This is a genomic window from Phosphitispora fastidiosa (genome assembly GCF_019008365.1).
GTDB lineage: Bacteria > Bacillota > Thermincolia > Thermincolales > UBA2595 > Phosphitispora > Phosphitispora fastidiosa.
Genome location: NZ_JAHHUL010000002.1, coordinates 263800 through 279460, shown reverse-complemented (window position 1 = coordinate 279460; position 15661 = coordinate 263800). Strand labels below are relative to the sequence as shown.

Below are 15661 nucleotides of genomic sequence, written 5' to 3'. Positions count from 1 at the left end.
AAAATAAGGAGGGTTTTTTCAAGTGAGAGTTGCTGTAGCTATGGAAGGAAATGTGGTTTCGGAACACTTCGGCCACTGTGAAAGGTTTTGCCTGGCAGATATAGATAATTGCCAGATAACTAATTTACAGGTAATTGATAACCCAGGGCATGTCCCTGGATTTCTCCCCGAATTTCTGGCCGGTAAAGGCGTAAATTGCGTTATTACCGGTGGTATCGGGGCCAAGGCTGTCCAACTGTTTAACCAGAACAATATTGCTGTAATTTCAGGAGCCCGGGGTACAGATCAAGAAGTCTTGAATAAGTATTTGAAGGGGGAGTTGCATTCTACGGGCAGTATATGTACTGAACATATGCATGCCGGGGAGTGTGGCGGCCACAAATAGATTATTCCAGGGACACGGTTGTGTCCCTGGCTGCTTTCCCGACTAAATTGCAATTAATGGTTTAGAAAAGTTAGCTGTCAGCCGATAATTATAGTATAATATTTGATGTATGAATCTGTCAGTATATCGGAGGCGGTTATAAGATGCCCAGACCCAGAAAATGGCGCATAGTGGAATTTGTTCCACAGAATATCCATTTTATTCCTGCCGGCAGGCCCAAGTGTGACCTGGAGGAGGAAATTTTAAAGGTGGAGGAAATAGAGGCAGTCAGGCTGAAGGATATTGAAAGCCTTAACCAGGACGAGTGTGCCGAAAGGATGCAGATTTCGCGGCAGACTTTTCAGCGTATCTTATCTGACGCACGCACCAAGATTGCCACCGCCCTTATTGAGGGAAAGGCGCTGAAGGTGCAGGGCGGAGATTTTACGCGGAATGTCTGTAAGGTTTTTTGTCCCAAGTGCGAGGAACGCTGGGAAGAGAGATATGAAAATTATAATGATGCAGATGAAGACGGCTATAAGTGTCCTCGCTGCGGCTCAGAGGTTATCCAATGCCGGAACCTCAAGGGTGATTTTTGTTCAAAGTGCTGTCATAAAAGAATGAAGTAATAGTTGTTTACAAATTAACAGCAGTATTATATAATAAAAACAAATAATTAGCGTATGCCCAAAAACCAGTTTGTTTATTTGCTGTTTTGAGCATATTAAAAAGGCGCAGTAAAAGTACAAGTAAATGAAGTTGCATTATTTCAATCAGGCAAATTCCAAGGAGGAGACAACATGAAAATTGCTATACCTGACGATAATGGGCAGGTAAACCAGCATTTTGGGCAGAGCAGAAGTTTTTCCATAATTGAAATTGACAACGGTAATCAGGTTGTCGGCATCAACACTGTTTCTGCTTCGGGATTACAGCATCAGCATGAAGGAATAGCTGATTTCCTTAAGAACCAGGATGTTGAGGTGGTGATTGTCGGAGGTATCGGGCAGGGGGCCATTAGTGGTTTGGAGTCCCGGGGGTTAAAGGTATTGTTTGGCGCTGCGGGGCCGGTTAAGGATGCCGCCGAGGCTTTTGCGGAAGGTAAATTTGTTTCCAAAAGGACAGTCTGCAGTCATCATGGGGAACATCAGCAGCACAATCACGGGTGCGGCCACAGTTAAATAAAACAGGCACAGCTAAGGGAATCAGTTTCAGTTAAAGGAAGATTCGCTCCATTATATAGGGAGGGCTATTTTGAAAAGGGTAGTCCTCTCCTTTTATTTATTCAATTTTCCAAAAATATGTTTTGTGTTACGGGCTCCGGTGATATAATAAGTAACAGTTATGCAGGCTGTACCAGGCTAAATAAGAGAGGTAAATATCAATGAAGCATATTCATATGGATGAGTTTGCCAAACTGGAGTCACCACTTCATGCTATGGACCCCCGGGTGAAGGTACTGGCAATCATCCTCTTCATTTTCGTCTCAGTAACCCTGACAAAGCCGCGTTTTTTGGCAGTGGCGGTTATTTTCTGGGCGCTTGTACTGCTGATTTCCCGCATACCGGTAGGTTATGTGCTGCGCCGGCTTACATGGGTCATTCCTTTTGCCGGAATGCTTATTATATTGTTTCCTTTCATTACCCCTGGGGACACGGTCTGGAATGCGGATTTGCGTATTATTAGGATTTCTGCCACCTCACAGGGCTTAGAAAGAGCCCTGATGCTGTTATTACGCGCATTGGCATCTGTATTGGGGATTGTAACCTTGATGTCCACGACCAGGTTCAATAATCTGATGAAGGCCCTGAGTGACCTTAGAGTTCCCACCGTTATTGTACAAATGCTGGAGTTTACCATCAGGTACATATTTGTGACTATTGATGAGTTAAAAAGGATGGCCAGGGCCCGGAGAGCCAGGGGCTTTGTCCTTGGCCGGAATCTATGGCACTCCCAAACTGTAAAAACCCTGGCACAGATGGTAGGGGTCATGTTTATCAGGGCCTATGAACGCGGTGACAGGGTTTATATTGCCATGATTTCCAGAGGGTTTACGGGAAAGATGAACAGTATGAGTAATTTTGCAGCCGGCCCGAAAGACTACCTGCTGGCAGCGGTTATCAGCATAGTGGCTGCAGTACTGCTGGTGTTGGACAGGGCTGGATAAGGGAGGGCTTTTGTAGTGACGGCTATTGAAATAAGTGACTTAAGATATACTTATGCTGATGGGACAATGGCGCTGAAAGGAATCTCCCTGGCCATAAAAAAAGGGGCCAGGGTAGCCTTGTTGGGACCTAATGGGGCCGGGAAATCTACTCTGCTTTTGCATTTAAATGGGATAAACCTTCCTCAGCAGGGTGCGGTCAACGTGTTTGGCCGTCAGGTGAATAAAAAGACTGAGGCGGTGATCCGCCGGGAAGTAGGACTGGTATTTCAGGATCCTGATGATCAGGTGTTTTCCACATCGGTTTGGGATGATGTGGCTTTTGGCCCCTTGAATATGGGCCTGTCAAGGCATGATATTGAACACAGGGTGGCTGATGCCCTGAATACTGTGGGTATGTGGGAATTAAGAGAAAAAGCGCCACATCACCTTAGTTTTGGGCAAAAGAAGCGTGTTGCCATTGCCGGAGTTCTGGCGATGGACCCGGAGGTCATCGTCTTGGACGAACCTACGGCTTATCTTGACCCTGGCGGGCAGGAAGTGCTGATGGCTATTCTCCGGGATTTTCACAGCCGCGGCAAAACACTGATTGTGGCCACTCATGATATGGATATGGCTGCAGAGTGGGCCGATTCAGTTATTATCATTAAGCACGGCGCCACCCTTGCCCAGGGCGGGACAGAGCTGCTTGGGGATTGTTCGCTGATGAAGGAAGCAAATTTAAAGCTGCCCACGGTTTCACTGGTATTCAGCCACTTCGATGGGTTTAAGGGGAAAGCGCTGCCCAGGACGGTTGCCGAAGCGGTGAGTATTCTGAAAGGGTATTTAAAGTAAGTGCGGAGGGTCCGGAATTTTTTGCATTAGATCCTTTGTTTTGCAGGAACATCTGTAACTTCCTCGAATACTATATAAATTATCGCTGTTTTATTCGAAAGCGGCATCACTTGATGAGAAGAGCTCTATTATTGAATTGTGAGGTGTTAGACGTTGTTAATAGTGGGTTTGAATGGGAGTCCCCAAAAAGAAGGCAATACCGTAAACATGATTAATGCTGCCCTGGAAGCTGCATCACGCATGGGTGCAGAGACCAGGGTGCTCCATATTACCGATGCCATGAAGGGAGTTGCCCAGCCTTTCTGCAATAACTGCTCACCTGTATGTGAGGGTGTATGTGCCAGGGGCAATAATCTTGGAGAAGCATTTGACCTGTTGCGTAGGGCTGATGGTATCATTATCGGCAGTCCGGTATACTTTGGAACTGTTTCTGCACAGCTCAAGGGATTTTGGGATAAATCAAGGGTGCTTCGTAAGGAAAAGGCCCTGGTAAATGTTGTGGGCGGAGCTGTAAGTGTAGGTGCGTCGCGTTTCGGCGGCCAGGAAACAACAGTAAGGGCCATTCAGGATATGATGTTAGTCCAGGGAATGACGGTTATCGGGGATGGTTACATTGAGGATGATGCCGGACACCTGGGAGCCTGTGCCCAAAAGCCCTCTTCTGAAGACAGTTTCGGACTTGAGAGAGCAGCTATCATGGGACGCAGGGTTGCTGAACTGGCAGGAGCTACGATGGCTTTGCGGAAGAGGTAAGCGGGTGAGGTAAGCAGCGGGTGAGGTGGTTTCCGTTATGAAAATCAGGTTACGTATTGAAGAAATGGAAAAGCAGCAGCTTTCTCAATATGCTGCCCTCAGTTCTGCTAGCAGAGGCAGGGAGGTATGGGAAGAGCTATGCCCTGTCAGAACGGCTTTCCAGCGTGACCGTGACCGGATTATCCATTCCAAAGGATTTCGCAGGCTGAAACAAAAGACACAGGTTTTCATTTCTCCTACCGGTGATCATTACCGGACGAGGCTTACCCATACTCTTGAGGTCGCTCAGATAGCCCGCACAATTGCCAAGGCTCTCAGGCTGAATGAAGACCTGACTGAAGCAATTGCGCTGGGACATGATTTAGGGCACACTCCCTTTGGACATGCCGGTGAGGAAGCCCTTGACGAAGTGCTCGCAGACTTTGGGCTGTCATTTAAACATAATGAGCAGAGCCTGCGGGTTGTTGACATTTTAGAGCCCATGAACCTGACCCGGGAAGTACGGGACGGCATTCTGAACCATACCGGGAAAACAGACCCGATAACTTTGGAGGGCCGTATCGTCAAGACAGCTGACCGGATAGCATATATTAATCATGATATCGATGATGCCCTCAGAGGTGGAATTATCACCGAGGAAGATATTCCCCCGGAATGTATCATGGTTTTGGGCAGCAGGCACAATGAAAGGATTAACACCATGGTCACAGACATGATTGGCTCCAGCTGGGAAAGTCCTGAAATAAGTATGAGTCCTGAGGTATGGGAAGCCATGAATAGCCTGAGGGATTACCTGTTCAACAGGGTATACATAGGCTCAGAGGCCAAAACAGAGGAACAGAAGGCCAAAAAGGTACTTCAAAAGCTCTTTGCCTATTATGTTGAAACCCCGGAAGCGCTTCCGCAATATCTGCGAAAAATGCAGGCGGAAAGTACCGGGGCCCGCACAGCCTGTGATTATGTGGCAGGGATGACAGACGGATATGCTCTGCATACCTACAAAAAGCTTTTTCTCCCCAACCCATGGCTTGACCAATAGTTTAAATAACTAATAAATGGATATAATACTATTGTTTTGGTTAATTGGCATGAGTTTCCGAAATTTTTAAAAAATTTGTCGCTTAAGGAAGGAAAATTCTATGTGGTCTCGAATAGTAGTAGAGCAACTCCTAAAATTCTGGTAGATGCTGATTCGTGTCCGGTAAAAGACATAATTATTAAAGCAGCCGGTGATACTGGGACTCCTGTCGTTTTGGTGGCAAGTATTTCCCACCTTATTTCCTGTGATAATGAAGATGTGCAGGTAATAACTGTTGATAATGTTCCTCAGGCAGCGGATATGGCCGTGATAAACCATACTGATGCCGGAGACATTGTGGTTACAGGGGATTATGGACTGGCCTCACTGGCATTGGCAAGAGGAGCAATACCGGTTTCATCAAGGGGATTTGTTTTTACGTCTGACAACATAGACAGGCTGCTGTTACAGAGGCATATTGATGTCAAAATACGCAGAGGCGGTGGCAGGACCAAAGGCCCCAAAGCATTGACAGAAGCGGATCGGCAGAGTTTTGAGAGGGTGTTAAGGAAATTAGTCAAACAGCAGGCTCGGAATAATCTGGATATTTTACAAGGTGATAACCCTCCGGAAGGATAACAGATAATTTTGGCGAATGGTTTAACAATAAGATTCCGGAAAAAGGGTGGTTAAATTGAAGGTGTTTATTCCGGAAGAAGTAATTGATGAAGTGCGTGCTTCGAGTGACATAATTAATGTGGTCTCGGATTATGTAAGACTTCGAAAACAGGGTAATAACTATGTTGGCCTCTGCCCATTTCATAGCGAAAAAACCCCTTCATTTATGGTCAGCGCGGACAAACAGATTTTCCGCTGTTTTGGCTGTGGTGAGGGTGGTAATGTTATTTCTTTCATTATGAAGTGGGAAAAAATTAGTTTCCCTGAAGCTGTTAGGTTTCTTGCCAACAGGGCCGGAATTACAATCTCTGAAGAAGAAGACCCTGTAAAAAACGCCAGATTAAAAGAGCTTAATGAGGCATATGAAATAAATGAACTTGTTAAGGATTTTTATCAATATATATTAGCGAATCACCCGGTTGCCGGGGAAGCCAGGAATTACCTGAAAAAAAGGGGATTAACAGAGGAAACAATAGATAAATTTCAGATAGGTTTTGCCCCACCTTCGTGGGACGGTCTGCTCCATTTTTTAAATAAGAAGGGATATGCTCCGGAAAAACTGGAAAAGTTGGGTGTGGTTTTGGCCCGCAGCAAAGGGAAACCGGGGTTTTATGACAGGTTTCGAAATAGGGTGATGTTCCCTATATGGGATATCCGTGGTAAGGTGGTGGGTTTTGGAGGCCGTGTTTTGGATGACGGTGTTCCCAAATACCTGAATTCACCTGAAACGATTCTTTTTAACAAAAGCCATCTACTATATGGAATAAACAAAGCAGCTGAAAGTATCAGGCGCGAGGACCAGGCTATAATAGTTGAGGGATATCTTGATGTTATAACGTGCCATCAGGCGGGGATTTCCAATGTAGTGGCTTCACTGGGCACAGCTTTCACCAGAGAGCAGGGTAAACTCCTGCTAAGGTACTCTCAGTCAGTAATTATGGCTTATGATGCTGATGCTGCCGGTGTCCATGCCACAATGCGCGGTTGGCAGCTTCTTGATGACCTGGGCTGCAGGGTTCGCGTTGTCAGTATCCCGGATGGAAAAGACCCCGATGAATTTATCAGAACTCACGGGGCGGATGAGTTTCTTCAGGTTGTCAGGCAAGGCGCCCAGACACTCAGCGAATTTAATACAGATAGGGCCCTGGAAAAATATGATATGGCAACTTTAGAAGGAAAATTCAAGATTGCCAGCGAAGTAATACCTAGTATCACGAATATTTCAAATGAAATAGAGAAAAACGAAGCCATTATGAGGCTGGCCCAAAGGCTTCACCTGAGCCCGGAGGCAGTCAGGGCCGAAGTTGAAAAAAAGCCTCGGACAGCAAGAAATACCTGGTCAAAACGGGATAAAATTACTGACGCTAGGAATAATAACGATAATCGTGTTCTGGGCCAAATTGCTTCCGGAGACGAGGATGCCAGGTCAAAAGCTGAAGAATCACTACTGGTTTTAATGTTAAATGATAGCAATATATTTTTGAAAGTAAAGGAAGAAATAGGAGTTCATTTTAGTTTAAGGCAGGAATATCTTAATATTGTAAACTTATTGAATGAAATTGTTGAAAATGAGTTAGATTATCAACCGGCAGTACTTTTTGATCGTTTACAAGACGAATCTGCGACACAGGTTCTGAAAAGACTTATCCTTATGGAGATACCAAGGGAGAATATGAACCAGGTAATTGAGGACTGTATCAGGACCGTTAAAGAAGATGAAATACGGAAAAAACGTGAGGAACTGTTAAAAAGGATGGAAGAGGCAGATAAAGCACGTGACCAGGAACTCAGGAAGCAGCTCCTGTTGGAATATTCTAAGTTAATTTAAACTGGAGAAATTAGTGGTAAATTCCAAATGAAAGGGGGGTAGTACATGTCAAAGGATATCGTTCAGATCGAAGGAGTTCAGGAATTAATTGATAAAGGGAAAAAACGGGGAATTTTATCATATACTGATATAATGAACACTTTGCAGGGAGTTGAACTGACTCCTGAACAGATAGAAGATGTTTATGACAAACTGGCAGGCGCTGGTATTGAAGTTGTGCCTGAAGTGCCGGACCTGGAACCCCTCGATAGTGAGGAAATTGAAGCCGAAGGTGAGGAAGATGAAATAGAAGTTGACCTCTCCGTACCCGAAGGCATAGGAATAGATGATCCTGTACGCATGTACCTGAAAGAAATCGGCAGAGTCCCCCTCCTAACAGCTGAAGAAGAGGTAGAACTCGCTAAAAGGATGGAAAAAGGTGAGGAAGAAGCCAAACGAAGGCTGGCAGAGGCAAACCTGAGGCTGGTAGTAAGTATTGCCAAACGTTATGTTGGCAGGGGACTGCTGTTTCTGGACCTCATTCAGGAAGGGAACCTTGGCCTGATAAAGGCTGTTGAAAAGTTTGATTACCAGAAGGGTTTTAAATTCAGTACTTACGCTACATGGTGGATCAGACAGGCAATCACCAGAGCAATTGCCGATCAGGCAAGGACCATCAGGATTCCGGTACACATGGTGGAGACTATTAACAAGCTGATTAGAGTGTCACGTCAGCTTCTTCAGGAATTTGGCAGGGAGCCTGTTCCTGAGGAAATTGCTGAGGAGATGGATATACCGGTTGAACGGGTCAGGGAGATAATGAAGATTGCCCAGGAACCTGTTTCCCTGGAGACACCTATAGGTGAAGAAGAGGACTCCCATTTGGGTGATTTTATAGAGGACCAGGAAGCTCCTGCTCCGGCAGAAGCTGCATCATTTATCCTGCTCCGGGAGCAGTTGGAAGATGTTCTGGAGACCCTTACCCCGCGTGAGGAAAAAGTATTGAGGCTGAGGTTTGGGCTTGATGACGGAAGATCACGGACCCTTGAAGAAGTGGGGCAGGAGTTTGGGGTTACCAGGGAGCGCATCAGGCAGATTGAAGCCAAGGCGCTGCGAAAACTACGCCATCCGAGCCGCAGTAAAAAACTTAAAGATTTTTTAGATTAAGAGAGCATACTCCAGATAGCAGTAATTTGGTTAAGATAACTTGCACTGAATTCACTTAAACCTTGTATAAAACTCTTGACCGAAAATTAAATCTGTCGTATAATAAGTTTTGTCACTTGTGACACGTTCCTCGGTAGCTCAATGGTGGAGCAACCGGCTGTTAACCGGTAGGTTGTAGGTTCGAGTCCTACCCGGGGAGCCATTTAAATTCTTTAAATTCTGGCTATTTCAGCGTTATCCGATATCGCTGCAAGTTAAGATGGGCCTATAGCTCAGCGGTAGAGCAACCGGCTCATAACCGGTTGGTCCCAGGTTCGATCCCTGGTGGGCCCACCATAAATAAAAAAAATGGCCCCTTGGTCAAGCGGTTTAAGACACCGCCCTTTCACGGCGGTAACACGGGTTCGAATCCCGTAGGGGTCACCATTATAACAAATAACAAATTTTCATATAAAACGGGCGATTAGCTCAGCTGGGAGAGCGCCTGCCTTACAAGCAGGATGTCGGCAGTTCGATCCTGTCATCGCCCACCAGAAAACACAAACACCGATGAATCGGTGTTTTTTTGTGTTTTCTGGTGGGCGTGTGCAAGCAGAGAAAAATGGCATTTGGCTGCGTTGTGCGGTCAGCCGCAATCCTCGGAGTACTTTCAGTACGCCTGTGGTTGCGGCAGACCGTACGCCTTGTCAAATGCCATTTTTCTACCTCAGGGTCAGACGACATCCTACTTGTAAGGGCCTAGGGAGGATGTCGGCAGTCAGGGGGCTCCCCATTTTGTCGGGACGGCGGGCTTCTGGAGGAAGCCCGGGGTACCGGTAACAAAAAGGGGACATGGCAAGGGGCGGAGCCCCGCAGGCATGGCGATCCTGTCATCGAATGTTGAACAGCCTCTTGAGGGCGGTGATAATTTCAGTAAAACCTTAGGGGCGGGCGACTCCCTGCTTGTAAAGGCCGGGAATAGATGCCGGCAAGGCTTCCTGGTAAATATATTGAAGGTGCAGAGGAATAAAACTAATTCTTGAATATTGGCAGGAGTTTCCTTCATTTTGTCGAAAATCAAGATTTGACGGTGATGGAGGTAACATATGGCTAATATATATATCGATGAGTCTGGAAGTATGACCCACGAGGTGCATATAAAAAAGAATAAATATTTTATAACTACTCTAATACTTGTTGAAGAACCTGAAAAATTGAAGAGAGTTCACAAAAGGTTTATTCAAAAAAATTTTAGTAAACTAAAAGCGATAGATACAGACAGCAAAATGTTTGATGGCAACGATTTTATTGAATTAAAAGGTTCTGCTTTTACACCAGACATGAAAAGGGAATTTGTGAGCTATTTCTGTAGAAATAATCACTTTAGGGTTTTCTACATAAAGATAGATAATTCAAAGGCCAGCCAGAATCTTTACAAAAGTAAAGCAAGAGCTTTTAATTATGTTCTAAAATTAGCTTTTGAGCATCTGAACAACAGGGGCATATTAGTTGACAGAAATTGGGTTTTAAACATAGATGAACGGAATCTAAAAACTGAAGCCAAGCATCAATTAAATGAATTTTTAAATACAGAGCTATCAACAGGTAAGGATATTGTTGATGATATTTCTGTACAATACTTTAACTCTAGTCAAAATAAAATTATTCAAGTAGCAGATGTATTTTCAAACCTATTTTATTCTAATATACTGACAGAGGGCACTTACGACAATGAAATTAAACATATGATTGATAACGGATACTTGTTAAATATATTTAGATTTCCCCTTACTGAATAATTTTTTTACTAATTTCCTAATAATATATAGTGTAGCATCAACATTAAGTCCTATGTTATGCCTTTTTCTAGGTAAGCACTATATATTAGTGTCATGCATAGGCAATTGATGCTACGGTAATCTAATATAATTAGATTGTACTAATTTTCACTGTTGACAAATGATATTGAATGATGTATTCTGTAATTGAGTTAACAGTAAGTCCTGAGTACACGCCATTATCTTGGTAAGTGATATGTGTTATCATCGTGTTCAGGCAATTAACTTAAATTTAGTAATAAGACCTTTGATTATTTTCAGGGGTCGTTTCTCTTTTAAGTGAAATCCGCTCATAACATGGGCGGTCTTTTTTTAGGGGATAATCTGTTTTTTCCAAAGATGGCGTCTCCTGGTTTTTCTCGAGGCAAAATTTGTATAAAGGGGCGTTGCCCTGGTGAGTCATTTATATTGTTTTCTCATTTAGGGCAAAAAAGTAAGGCCGCCATATCGGTGGTCTTATTGTTTTTGTTTAATAGCAAAAACGACACTAATACAGCAAAAAGCGACACAAATACAGAAAAAATGCTTAAGTTTGAACAGGGAATAAACGATAATAAAAATAATTAGAAAAAAATTGTGCAGAATTGGTTTGCTGGGAGTGACTATCGGTGCAGCTTCATTTAACTATGTCTTTTTTTCTTTCTGCCAGGCACTGGGTGACCATGAACGGTATCAAGGGAGAACCACATACACACATCTGGGAGATATCCCTCAGGATTACCAGTGATTCCCTGAAGGGCCCTGACCTGGAAATTGGGTTCACCGAGATTGAGACGATTATCAGTGGGTATCTGTCTTATTTTGAAGGAAAGACCCTGAACATGCTGGAAAAATTCCAGAGATATAATCCTTCCACAGAAAACCTTGGTGTGTTCTTCTCCCTGAGATTCAGGGAACTTTTGTCAGGACACGGATTTATCCTGGAACAACTCACTATTAAGGAATCACCTACCAGGGGATTTACTGTCAGTGACCTGCAGAATGAAAGTCTCAGCCAGATCGAGGAATATCTCCAGGGGGAATTATATCCTGGATTCGAAAGTCCTGGTAGCCAAAGCATTCATGCAGAAACTGTCCGGGCCGAAAAAGAGGCTGCGGTTTCACAGGAGGATGTTTCTTCACAGGAGATTATAGTACAAGAGGCTGCAGCACAGGAGACTGCAGACACGCCTGCTAAAAAGGACACATTTCACACCATCGCGGCCTTGGCTGTTTTATTTGGGTTCAACCTGTTATTATACTCTCCGGTGCTGTTCAGCAGTCTGCCGTGGCCCTGGGGGTCTGATGCCTGGGCCCATCTCTATAAAACAGAGTTTTTGTATGATTCGCTCCAACAGGGGAATTGGTTTCCCCGGTACATGCCTGCCTGGGACAATGGCATCGACCCGTTTCGATACTGGGCGCCCCTGGCTTACTACGGTCTGGTGGTTTTCCGCTTCTTTACCGGAAATGCTGCCGAGGCTTTAATTGCATTTCTCTTTACGGCCAGTTTAATCGGCAGTTGGAGCTGGCTGCTTTTCAGGAAGTATGTCTCGCTATCAAGTGCCGCCATCATGGGGTTTCTCTGGCCGATAGTACCATATAATCTTTATATGGCCTTTGCTTCCGGCAATGCTCTGTGGGTTTTGGGTTTCGCTTTTTTCCCTGTCCTGGTTTATCTGGTTATGGAACTGCAGGAAGATTTACAGCACAAAAAACTTAAAATACTGGCCCTGGTTGCAGTGGTTAATCTGATTGTCTTAGCACACGCCATGGTTGCAGCGTTACTTCTTGTTGGCGTTACTCTCTTTGTTATGTTACTTTACATTTTCCGCGGTACTGGTTTAAAGAGATTTGTGCAGACAGTTTTACTGCTGGTTTTAAGTATTGCCATATCAGGTTGGTGGCTCGTCCCCAGTCAGATAGGCGGGGTGGCGGCTATTGATAAGGAGGCAGTGATACAATCACTCAACTACTATAATCCGTTGCATTCCTTTAATCCTCTTATTCGGTTGACTGACCCGGAAAAATTTTACATAGGGTTGGGATACTTATTGTTAGCAGCTTTAGCCGTATATAATTGGAAAGGAAAAACCCCTTTTCAAAAGGCCGGTATATTTGTAGCTTTGGGCATATTTCTAATAACCACACCGGCAGCAAAACCCTTCTACGGAAAACTGCCCCTTAGTCATTTGTTGTGGCCGGAACGTTTTGTCCCTGTGGGAGTCGGTTTCTTAATTCTGGGGGGTGTAGACCTTAGGAATTTAAAGGAGCGCCTGAAGCAAAGAAAAATTATAAGAATAGTTACCCTGGTACTGGTTTTCGGATTATTATTAGCTGACTGCCTTATTTCAACCAACATGATCAAGACACGTGATTATCCGGAAGAAATCACCAGACTTCTTGAAAAAACAAAAAATGACAGGTCTTTTAAGACTGCTGTTCTTGACCTGAGTAAAACCGGTTCTGTACCGTCTTATATAATCTCCCGCGATCATGGCCGGGAACAGGTTTTTGGCGCTGCCTGGCAGGGGGCCCAAACAAGCCACAATCTGATGATGCTGAATACATCCCTGGAAAAAGGGTGGTACAATTTTCTCTTTGACCGCCTGATAGAATTGGGGACAACACATATAATCGTACTGGATGAGACTGTGAAGGAACCCGGAAAATTTAGGGAAGAGGCCAGACAGTCTGGCTTCGTTTTTCAGGGAAGTGAAAACGGATTGTCCCTCTATGTTAAAGAAGCCGGGCCGTACATGGTAAGTGCAGACTACCGGATTCTCGGCATAGGAAAATTTGCCCCAAATCTGGCCATGATTTATCCCGAGATTAAACTGGGCCGCTACAGTGAAGTAGATAAATACAGTATCGAAGAACTAATGCATTATGAATCCCTGATGCTGTCCGGTTTTGACTGGGTTTCCAAAAAAGAGGCTGAAGACTTGGTGCTGGAATATGTTCAAAATGGGGGACGGGTGGTCATAGACCTCTCCGGGGCGCCTGAGGATGTTTTTTCCAAAAGGGCTTCGTTTCTGGGTGTAGTGGCAGAACCCGTAATTCTGGAAACTGCTCCTGTAATAAGCGCCAATTCAAAAAATGTGAAACTGGCGCCGATACCGGAAGAGAGTTTGCCCTGGAAGACTTTTGTCCTGGAAGGGGTTGACGAGGTTTCTTCACTGGTAACATTTTATGACCGCAAACGTCCTATAGAGGGTTACAAGATATATCGCGACCAGAACATTTATTTTATGGGTCTAAATCTTCCCTATTATGGGTTTTTAACGGGAGATGAAGTTATCCTGGACATGATCGGGAATTTGCTGCATACGGAACCGGGCCAAACACCGGTTAGAGAAATAGTTGAATTCAGCAGATACGTCCTGGAGGGAAATAATCAGTTGATAGACTTTTCCCTGCCCAAAAGGTTCGCCGGGCAGAGCATGGTTATTCCTGCAGCTTACCTGGACAGCATGAATGTTGAAATTGAGGGTCCCGAAGGAGCGGTCACGGGGATTATTCATAACCTGATTGAATTTCAGGGGAACGGGGGGGAGTATAGGATGAAGATTGTCAATAAGTGGCCTGAGGCAACAAAGGCGGGAGGTATTTTGACCCTTTTGGGGATTATTAGCTGCATCTGGCTAATATGGGGAGATAAGCTGAGAGTGCAACTCAGGGGAGCCGTTAAAAAGGCAGCAGCGATACTGCCCATAGTGGTGATTCTGACCACAGTGTCTTTGTTTTTGCCACCGGCTGTATTGGCGGCAGAGAATATTGCTGCAGATGGCGAATTTGGTGACTGGGAGGCACAGGTGTATATCGATGACCCACAAGGGGATATAATGAATGTCTCTCACCAGACCGAGACTGCCGGAGATACCAGACGCCTCTATTGGGGTACAGACAAAGACGGTGAAAACCTGTATTTTAGTATTATCAGATATCCTTCTCTCACAAAGCAGGACCAGAAACATAAGATGACTGGAAAAATATTTTTTGACACCAATGATAACGGTGATTATGGAGAATCTGTAGATAAGATTGGGTTTTTTCGTTATGACCCCGGTTCAGGAATGGTTGCCGTAAAGGTCTTCAGGGTTGATGACCAAAATAACAGTCCAGCCTGGCATACTATTGGAAAGTGGGGGGAAAAGGCAGCCGGCAAAGACGAAGGGCTTCAGTTCGAATTTTTCTTTCCGCTGGAGGAACTGGGGATAATTTCTAACCAGTCGATACGGTTTTATGCAACAACCTCATTCATTGCCAATGATAATCCCAAGCAGGATGATGACTGGGTTCTGGACCCCGGTTTTGATGATGCTGATTTGTACAAGCATGATTTTGACCTTATTCCGGATGAAGGCGACATTCTTTACAGTCCGGTGCCTGTACTGGGATACCCGCTGCTGGGTGTGCTTTTGGCCATGGGTCTTGCTGCAGGGGCGCTGCTGCTAAAAAAGAAACAGGGGACAGCTAATGGAATTAATTAATTATATTCCTTTATTAGTCATTTGGGCCGGTGGAGTTGTTTTTTTCAGGGCTAACAAAATATGGGTATTTTATTTTTTGTGGGGGGCGATAGGTTTTACCGTTTTGGCAGCTTTTATGCTCCAGGGGACGATTATTGAAACTACACTGAGCCGCACAGCCATAAAAGTAATAACCTATTTTAATGCAGTGATGAAAATTCCGGTAATGCCTTTTGCTGATGTAGGAACTATGCTGATGACCGGAACCCTCATGAGCGGCTATACCTCGCTGGAAATCGGAACTGAGTGTTCGGGTCTGTTGGAAGGCGCCGTTTTTTGGGGATTGACTTTGTTTTATCCGGTGTTTAATCTTAAAAAAAAGCTAGAGACCCTGATTATAGGGAGTATGCTTATTTATTTTGTTAACCTGCTTCGGGTACAGCTTATTGTTACTGCAATTTTTCTGGGAGGAAGAAATACGATTTTTGTGGCACATACCATCTTAGGCAGGGGTGTGTTCTTTTTAATGATGATTGTCCTGTACTGGTTTTTCTTTACCAGGAGAACTCTGTTCTTTATAGACAGGCAGTCGTCCCTGGAGGGATAAA

13 protein-coding genes and 4 tRNA genes are annotated in these 15661 nt (G+C 44.6%); all 17 read left to right on the top strand.

Annotated features, from left to right (window positions below; genetic code table 11):
- The first annotated feature begins 22 nt into the window (after positions 1 to 22).
- Entirely contained in the window at positions 23 to 385 is a 363-nt protein-coding gene (locus Ga0451573_RS03650) for a NifB/NifX family molybdenum-iron cluster-binding protein (RefSeq protein ID WP_231682517.1), read from the top strand.
- Positions 386 to 528: 143 nt separating this feature from the next.
- Complete coding sequence (locus Ga0451573_RS03645; RefSeq protein ID WP_231682516.1) at positions 529 to 993, top strand: DUF134 domain-containing protein; 465 nt, start codon at positions 529 to 531, stop codon at positions 991 to 993.
- 171 nt (positions 994 to 1164) lie between these two features.
- Positions 1165 to 1545 carry a NifB/NifX family molybdenum-iron cluster-binding protein gene (locus tag Ga0451573_RS03640; RefSeq protein WP_231682515.1) on the top strand — a complete coding sequence of 127 codons (381 nt, stop codon included), beginning with the start codon at positions 1165 to 1167 and terminating at the stop codon, positions 1543 to 1545.
- Positions 1546 to 1748: 203 nt separating this feature from the next.
- Positions 1749 to 2531, top strand: a complete 783-nt coding sequence (cbiQ, locus tag Ga0451573_RS03635; protein ID WP_231682514.1) for a cobalt ECF transporter T component CbiQ — start codon at positions 1749 to 1751, stop codon at positions 2529 to 2531.
- A 15-nt stretch (positions 2532 to 2546) separates the two neighbouring features.
- On the top strand, positions 2547 to 3362 hold the full coding sequence (locus Ga0451573_RS03630) for an ATP-binding cassette domain-containing protein (protein WP_231682513.1): 816 nt from the start codon (positions 2547 to 2549) through the stop codon (positions 3360 to 3362).
- Positions 3363 to 3515: 153 nt separating this feature from the next.
- Complete coding sequence (locus Ga0451573_RS03625; RefSeq protein WP_231682512.1) at positions 3516 to 4115, top strand: flavodoxin family protein; 600 nt, start codon at positions 3516 to 3518, stop codon at positions 4113 to 4115.
- A 37-nt stretch (positions 4116 to 4152) separates the two neighbouring features.
- Positions 4153 to 5154, top strand: coding sequence for a deoxyguanosinetriphosphate triphosphohydrolase (locus Ga0451573_RS03620; RefSeq protein WP_231682511.1), 1002 nt, complete (start codon positions 4153 to 4155; stop codon positions 5152 to 5154).
- Between the two features lie 102 nt (positions 5155 to 5256).
- A complete protein-coding gene (locus tag Ga0451573_RS03615) occupies positions 5257 to 5772 on the top strand; it encodes a YaiI/YqxD family protein (RefSeq protein WP_231682510.1) in 516 nt (171 codons plus the stop codon).
- Positions 5773 to 5833: 61 nt separating this feature from the next.
- Positions 5834 to 7639 (top strand): DNA primase, encoded by a 1806-nt coding sequence (gene dnaG, locus Ga0451573_RS03610; protein WP_231682635.1) that lies wholly within the window; start codon positions 5834 to 5836, stop codon positions 7637 to 7639.
- A 45-nt stretch (positions 7640 to 7684) separates the two neighbouring features.
- Entirely contained in the window at positions 7685 to 8785 is a 1101-nt protein-coding gene (gene rpoD, locus Ga0451573_RS03605) for an RNA polymerase sigma factor RpoD (RefSeq protein WP_231682509.1), read from the top strand.
- A 127-nt stretch (positions 8786 to 8912) separates the two neighbouring features.
- A tRNA-Asn gene (locus Ga0451573_RS03600) sits at positions 8913 to 8987 on the top strand.
- Between the two features lie 59 nt (positions 8988 to 9046).
- Positions 9047 to 9121 (top strand) — tRNA-Ile (locus tag Ga0451573_RS03595).
- A gap of 14 nt (positions 9122 to 9135) precedes the next feature.
- A tRNA-Glu gene (locus Ga0451573_RS03590) sits at positions 9136 to 9211 on the top strand.
- A 31-nt stretch (positions 9212 to 9242) separates the two neighbouring features.
- Positions 9243 to 9318, top strand: a tRNA-Val gene (locus tag Ga0451573_RS03585).
- Between the two features lie 552 nt (positions 9319 to 9870).
- Positions 9871 to 10563, top strand: a complete 693-nt coding sequence (locus Ga0451573_RS03580) for a DUF3800 domain-containing protein (protein WP_231682508.1) — start codon at positions 9871 to 9873, stop codon at positions 10561 to 10563.
- Between the two features lie 647 nt (positions 10564 to 11210).
- Positions 11211 to 15074, top strand: a complete 3864-nt coding sequence (locus Ga0451573_RS03575) for a 6-pyruvoyl-tetrahydropterin synthase-related protein (RefSeq protein WP_231682507.1) — start codon at positions 11211 to 11213, stop codon at positions 15072 to 15074.
- Positions 15061 to 15660: a hypothetical protein gene (locus Ga0451573_RS03570; protein WP_231682506.1), complete on the top strand. Its 600-nt coding sequence runs from the start codon at positions 15061 to 15063 to the stop codon at positions 15658 to 15660. The genes Ga0451573_RS03575 and Ga0451573_RS03570 overlap by 14 nt, the downstream gene beginning before the upstream one ends.
- The last annotated feature ends 1 nt before the right edge of the window (position 15661 follow it).

What these genes read in the sequence shown, in the direction of transcription:
- Ga0451573_RS03580 (WP_231682508.1), top strand. Translation starts at nt 9,871, where the DNA reads ATGGCTAATATATATATCGATGAGTCTGGAAGTATGACCCACGAGGTG.
- Ga0451573_RS03645 (WP_231682516.1), top strand. Translation starts at nt 529, where the DNA reads ATGCCCAGACCCAGAAAATGGCGCATAGTGGAATTTGTTCCACAGAAT.
- Ga0451573_RS03570 (WP_231682506.1), top strand. Translation starts at nt 15,061, where the DNA reads ATGGAATTAATTAATTATATTCCTTTATTAGTCATTTGGGCCGGTGGA.
- Ga0451573_RS03640 (WP_231682515.1), top strand. Translation starts at nt 1,165, where the DNA reads ATGAAAATTGCTATACCTGACGATAATGGGCAGGTAAACCAGCATTTT.
- rpoD (WP_231682509.1), top strand. Translation starts at nt 7,685, where the DNA reads ATGTCAAAGGATATCGTTCAGATCGAAGGAGTTCAGGAATTAATTGAT.
- Ga0451573_RS03620 (WP_231682511.1), top strand. Translation starts at nt 4,153, where the DNA reads ATGAAAATCAGGTTACGTATTGAAGAAATGGAAAAGCAGCAGCTTTCT.
- cbiQ (WP_231682514.1), top strand. Translation starts at nt 1,749, where the DNA reads ATGAAGCATATTCATATGGATGAGTTTGCCAAACTGGAGTCACCACTT.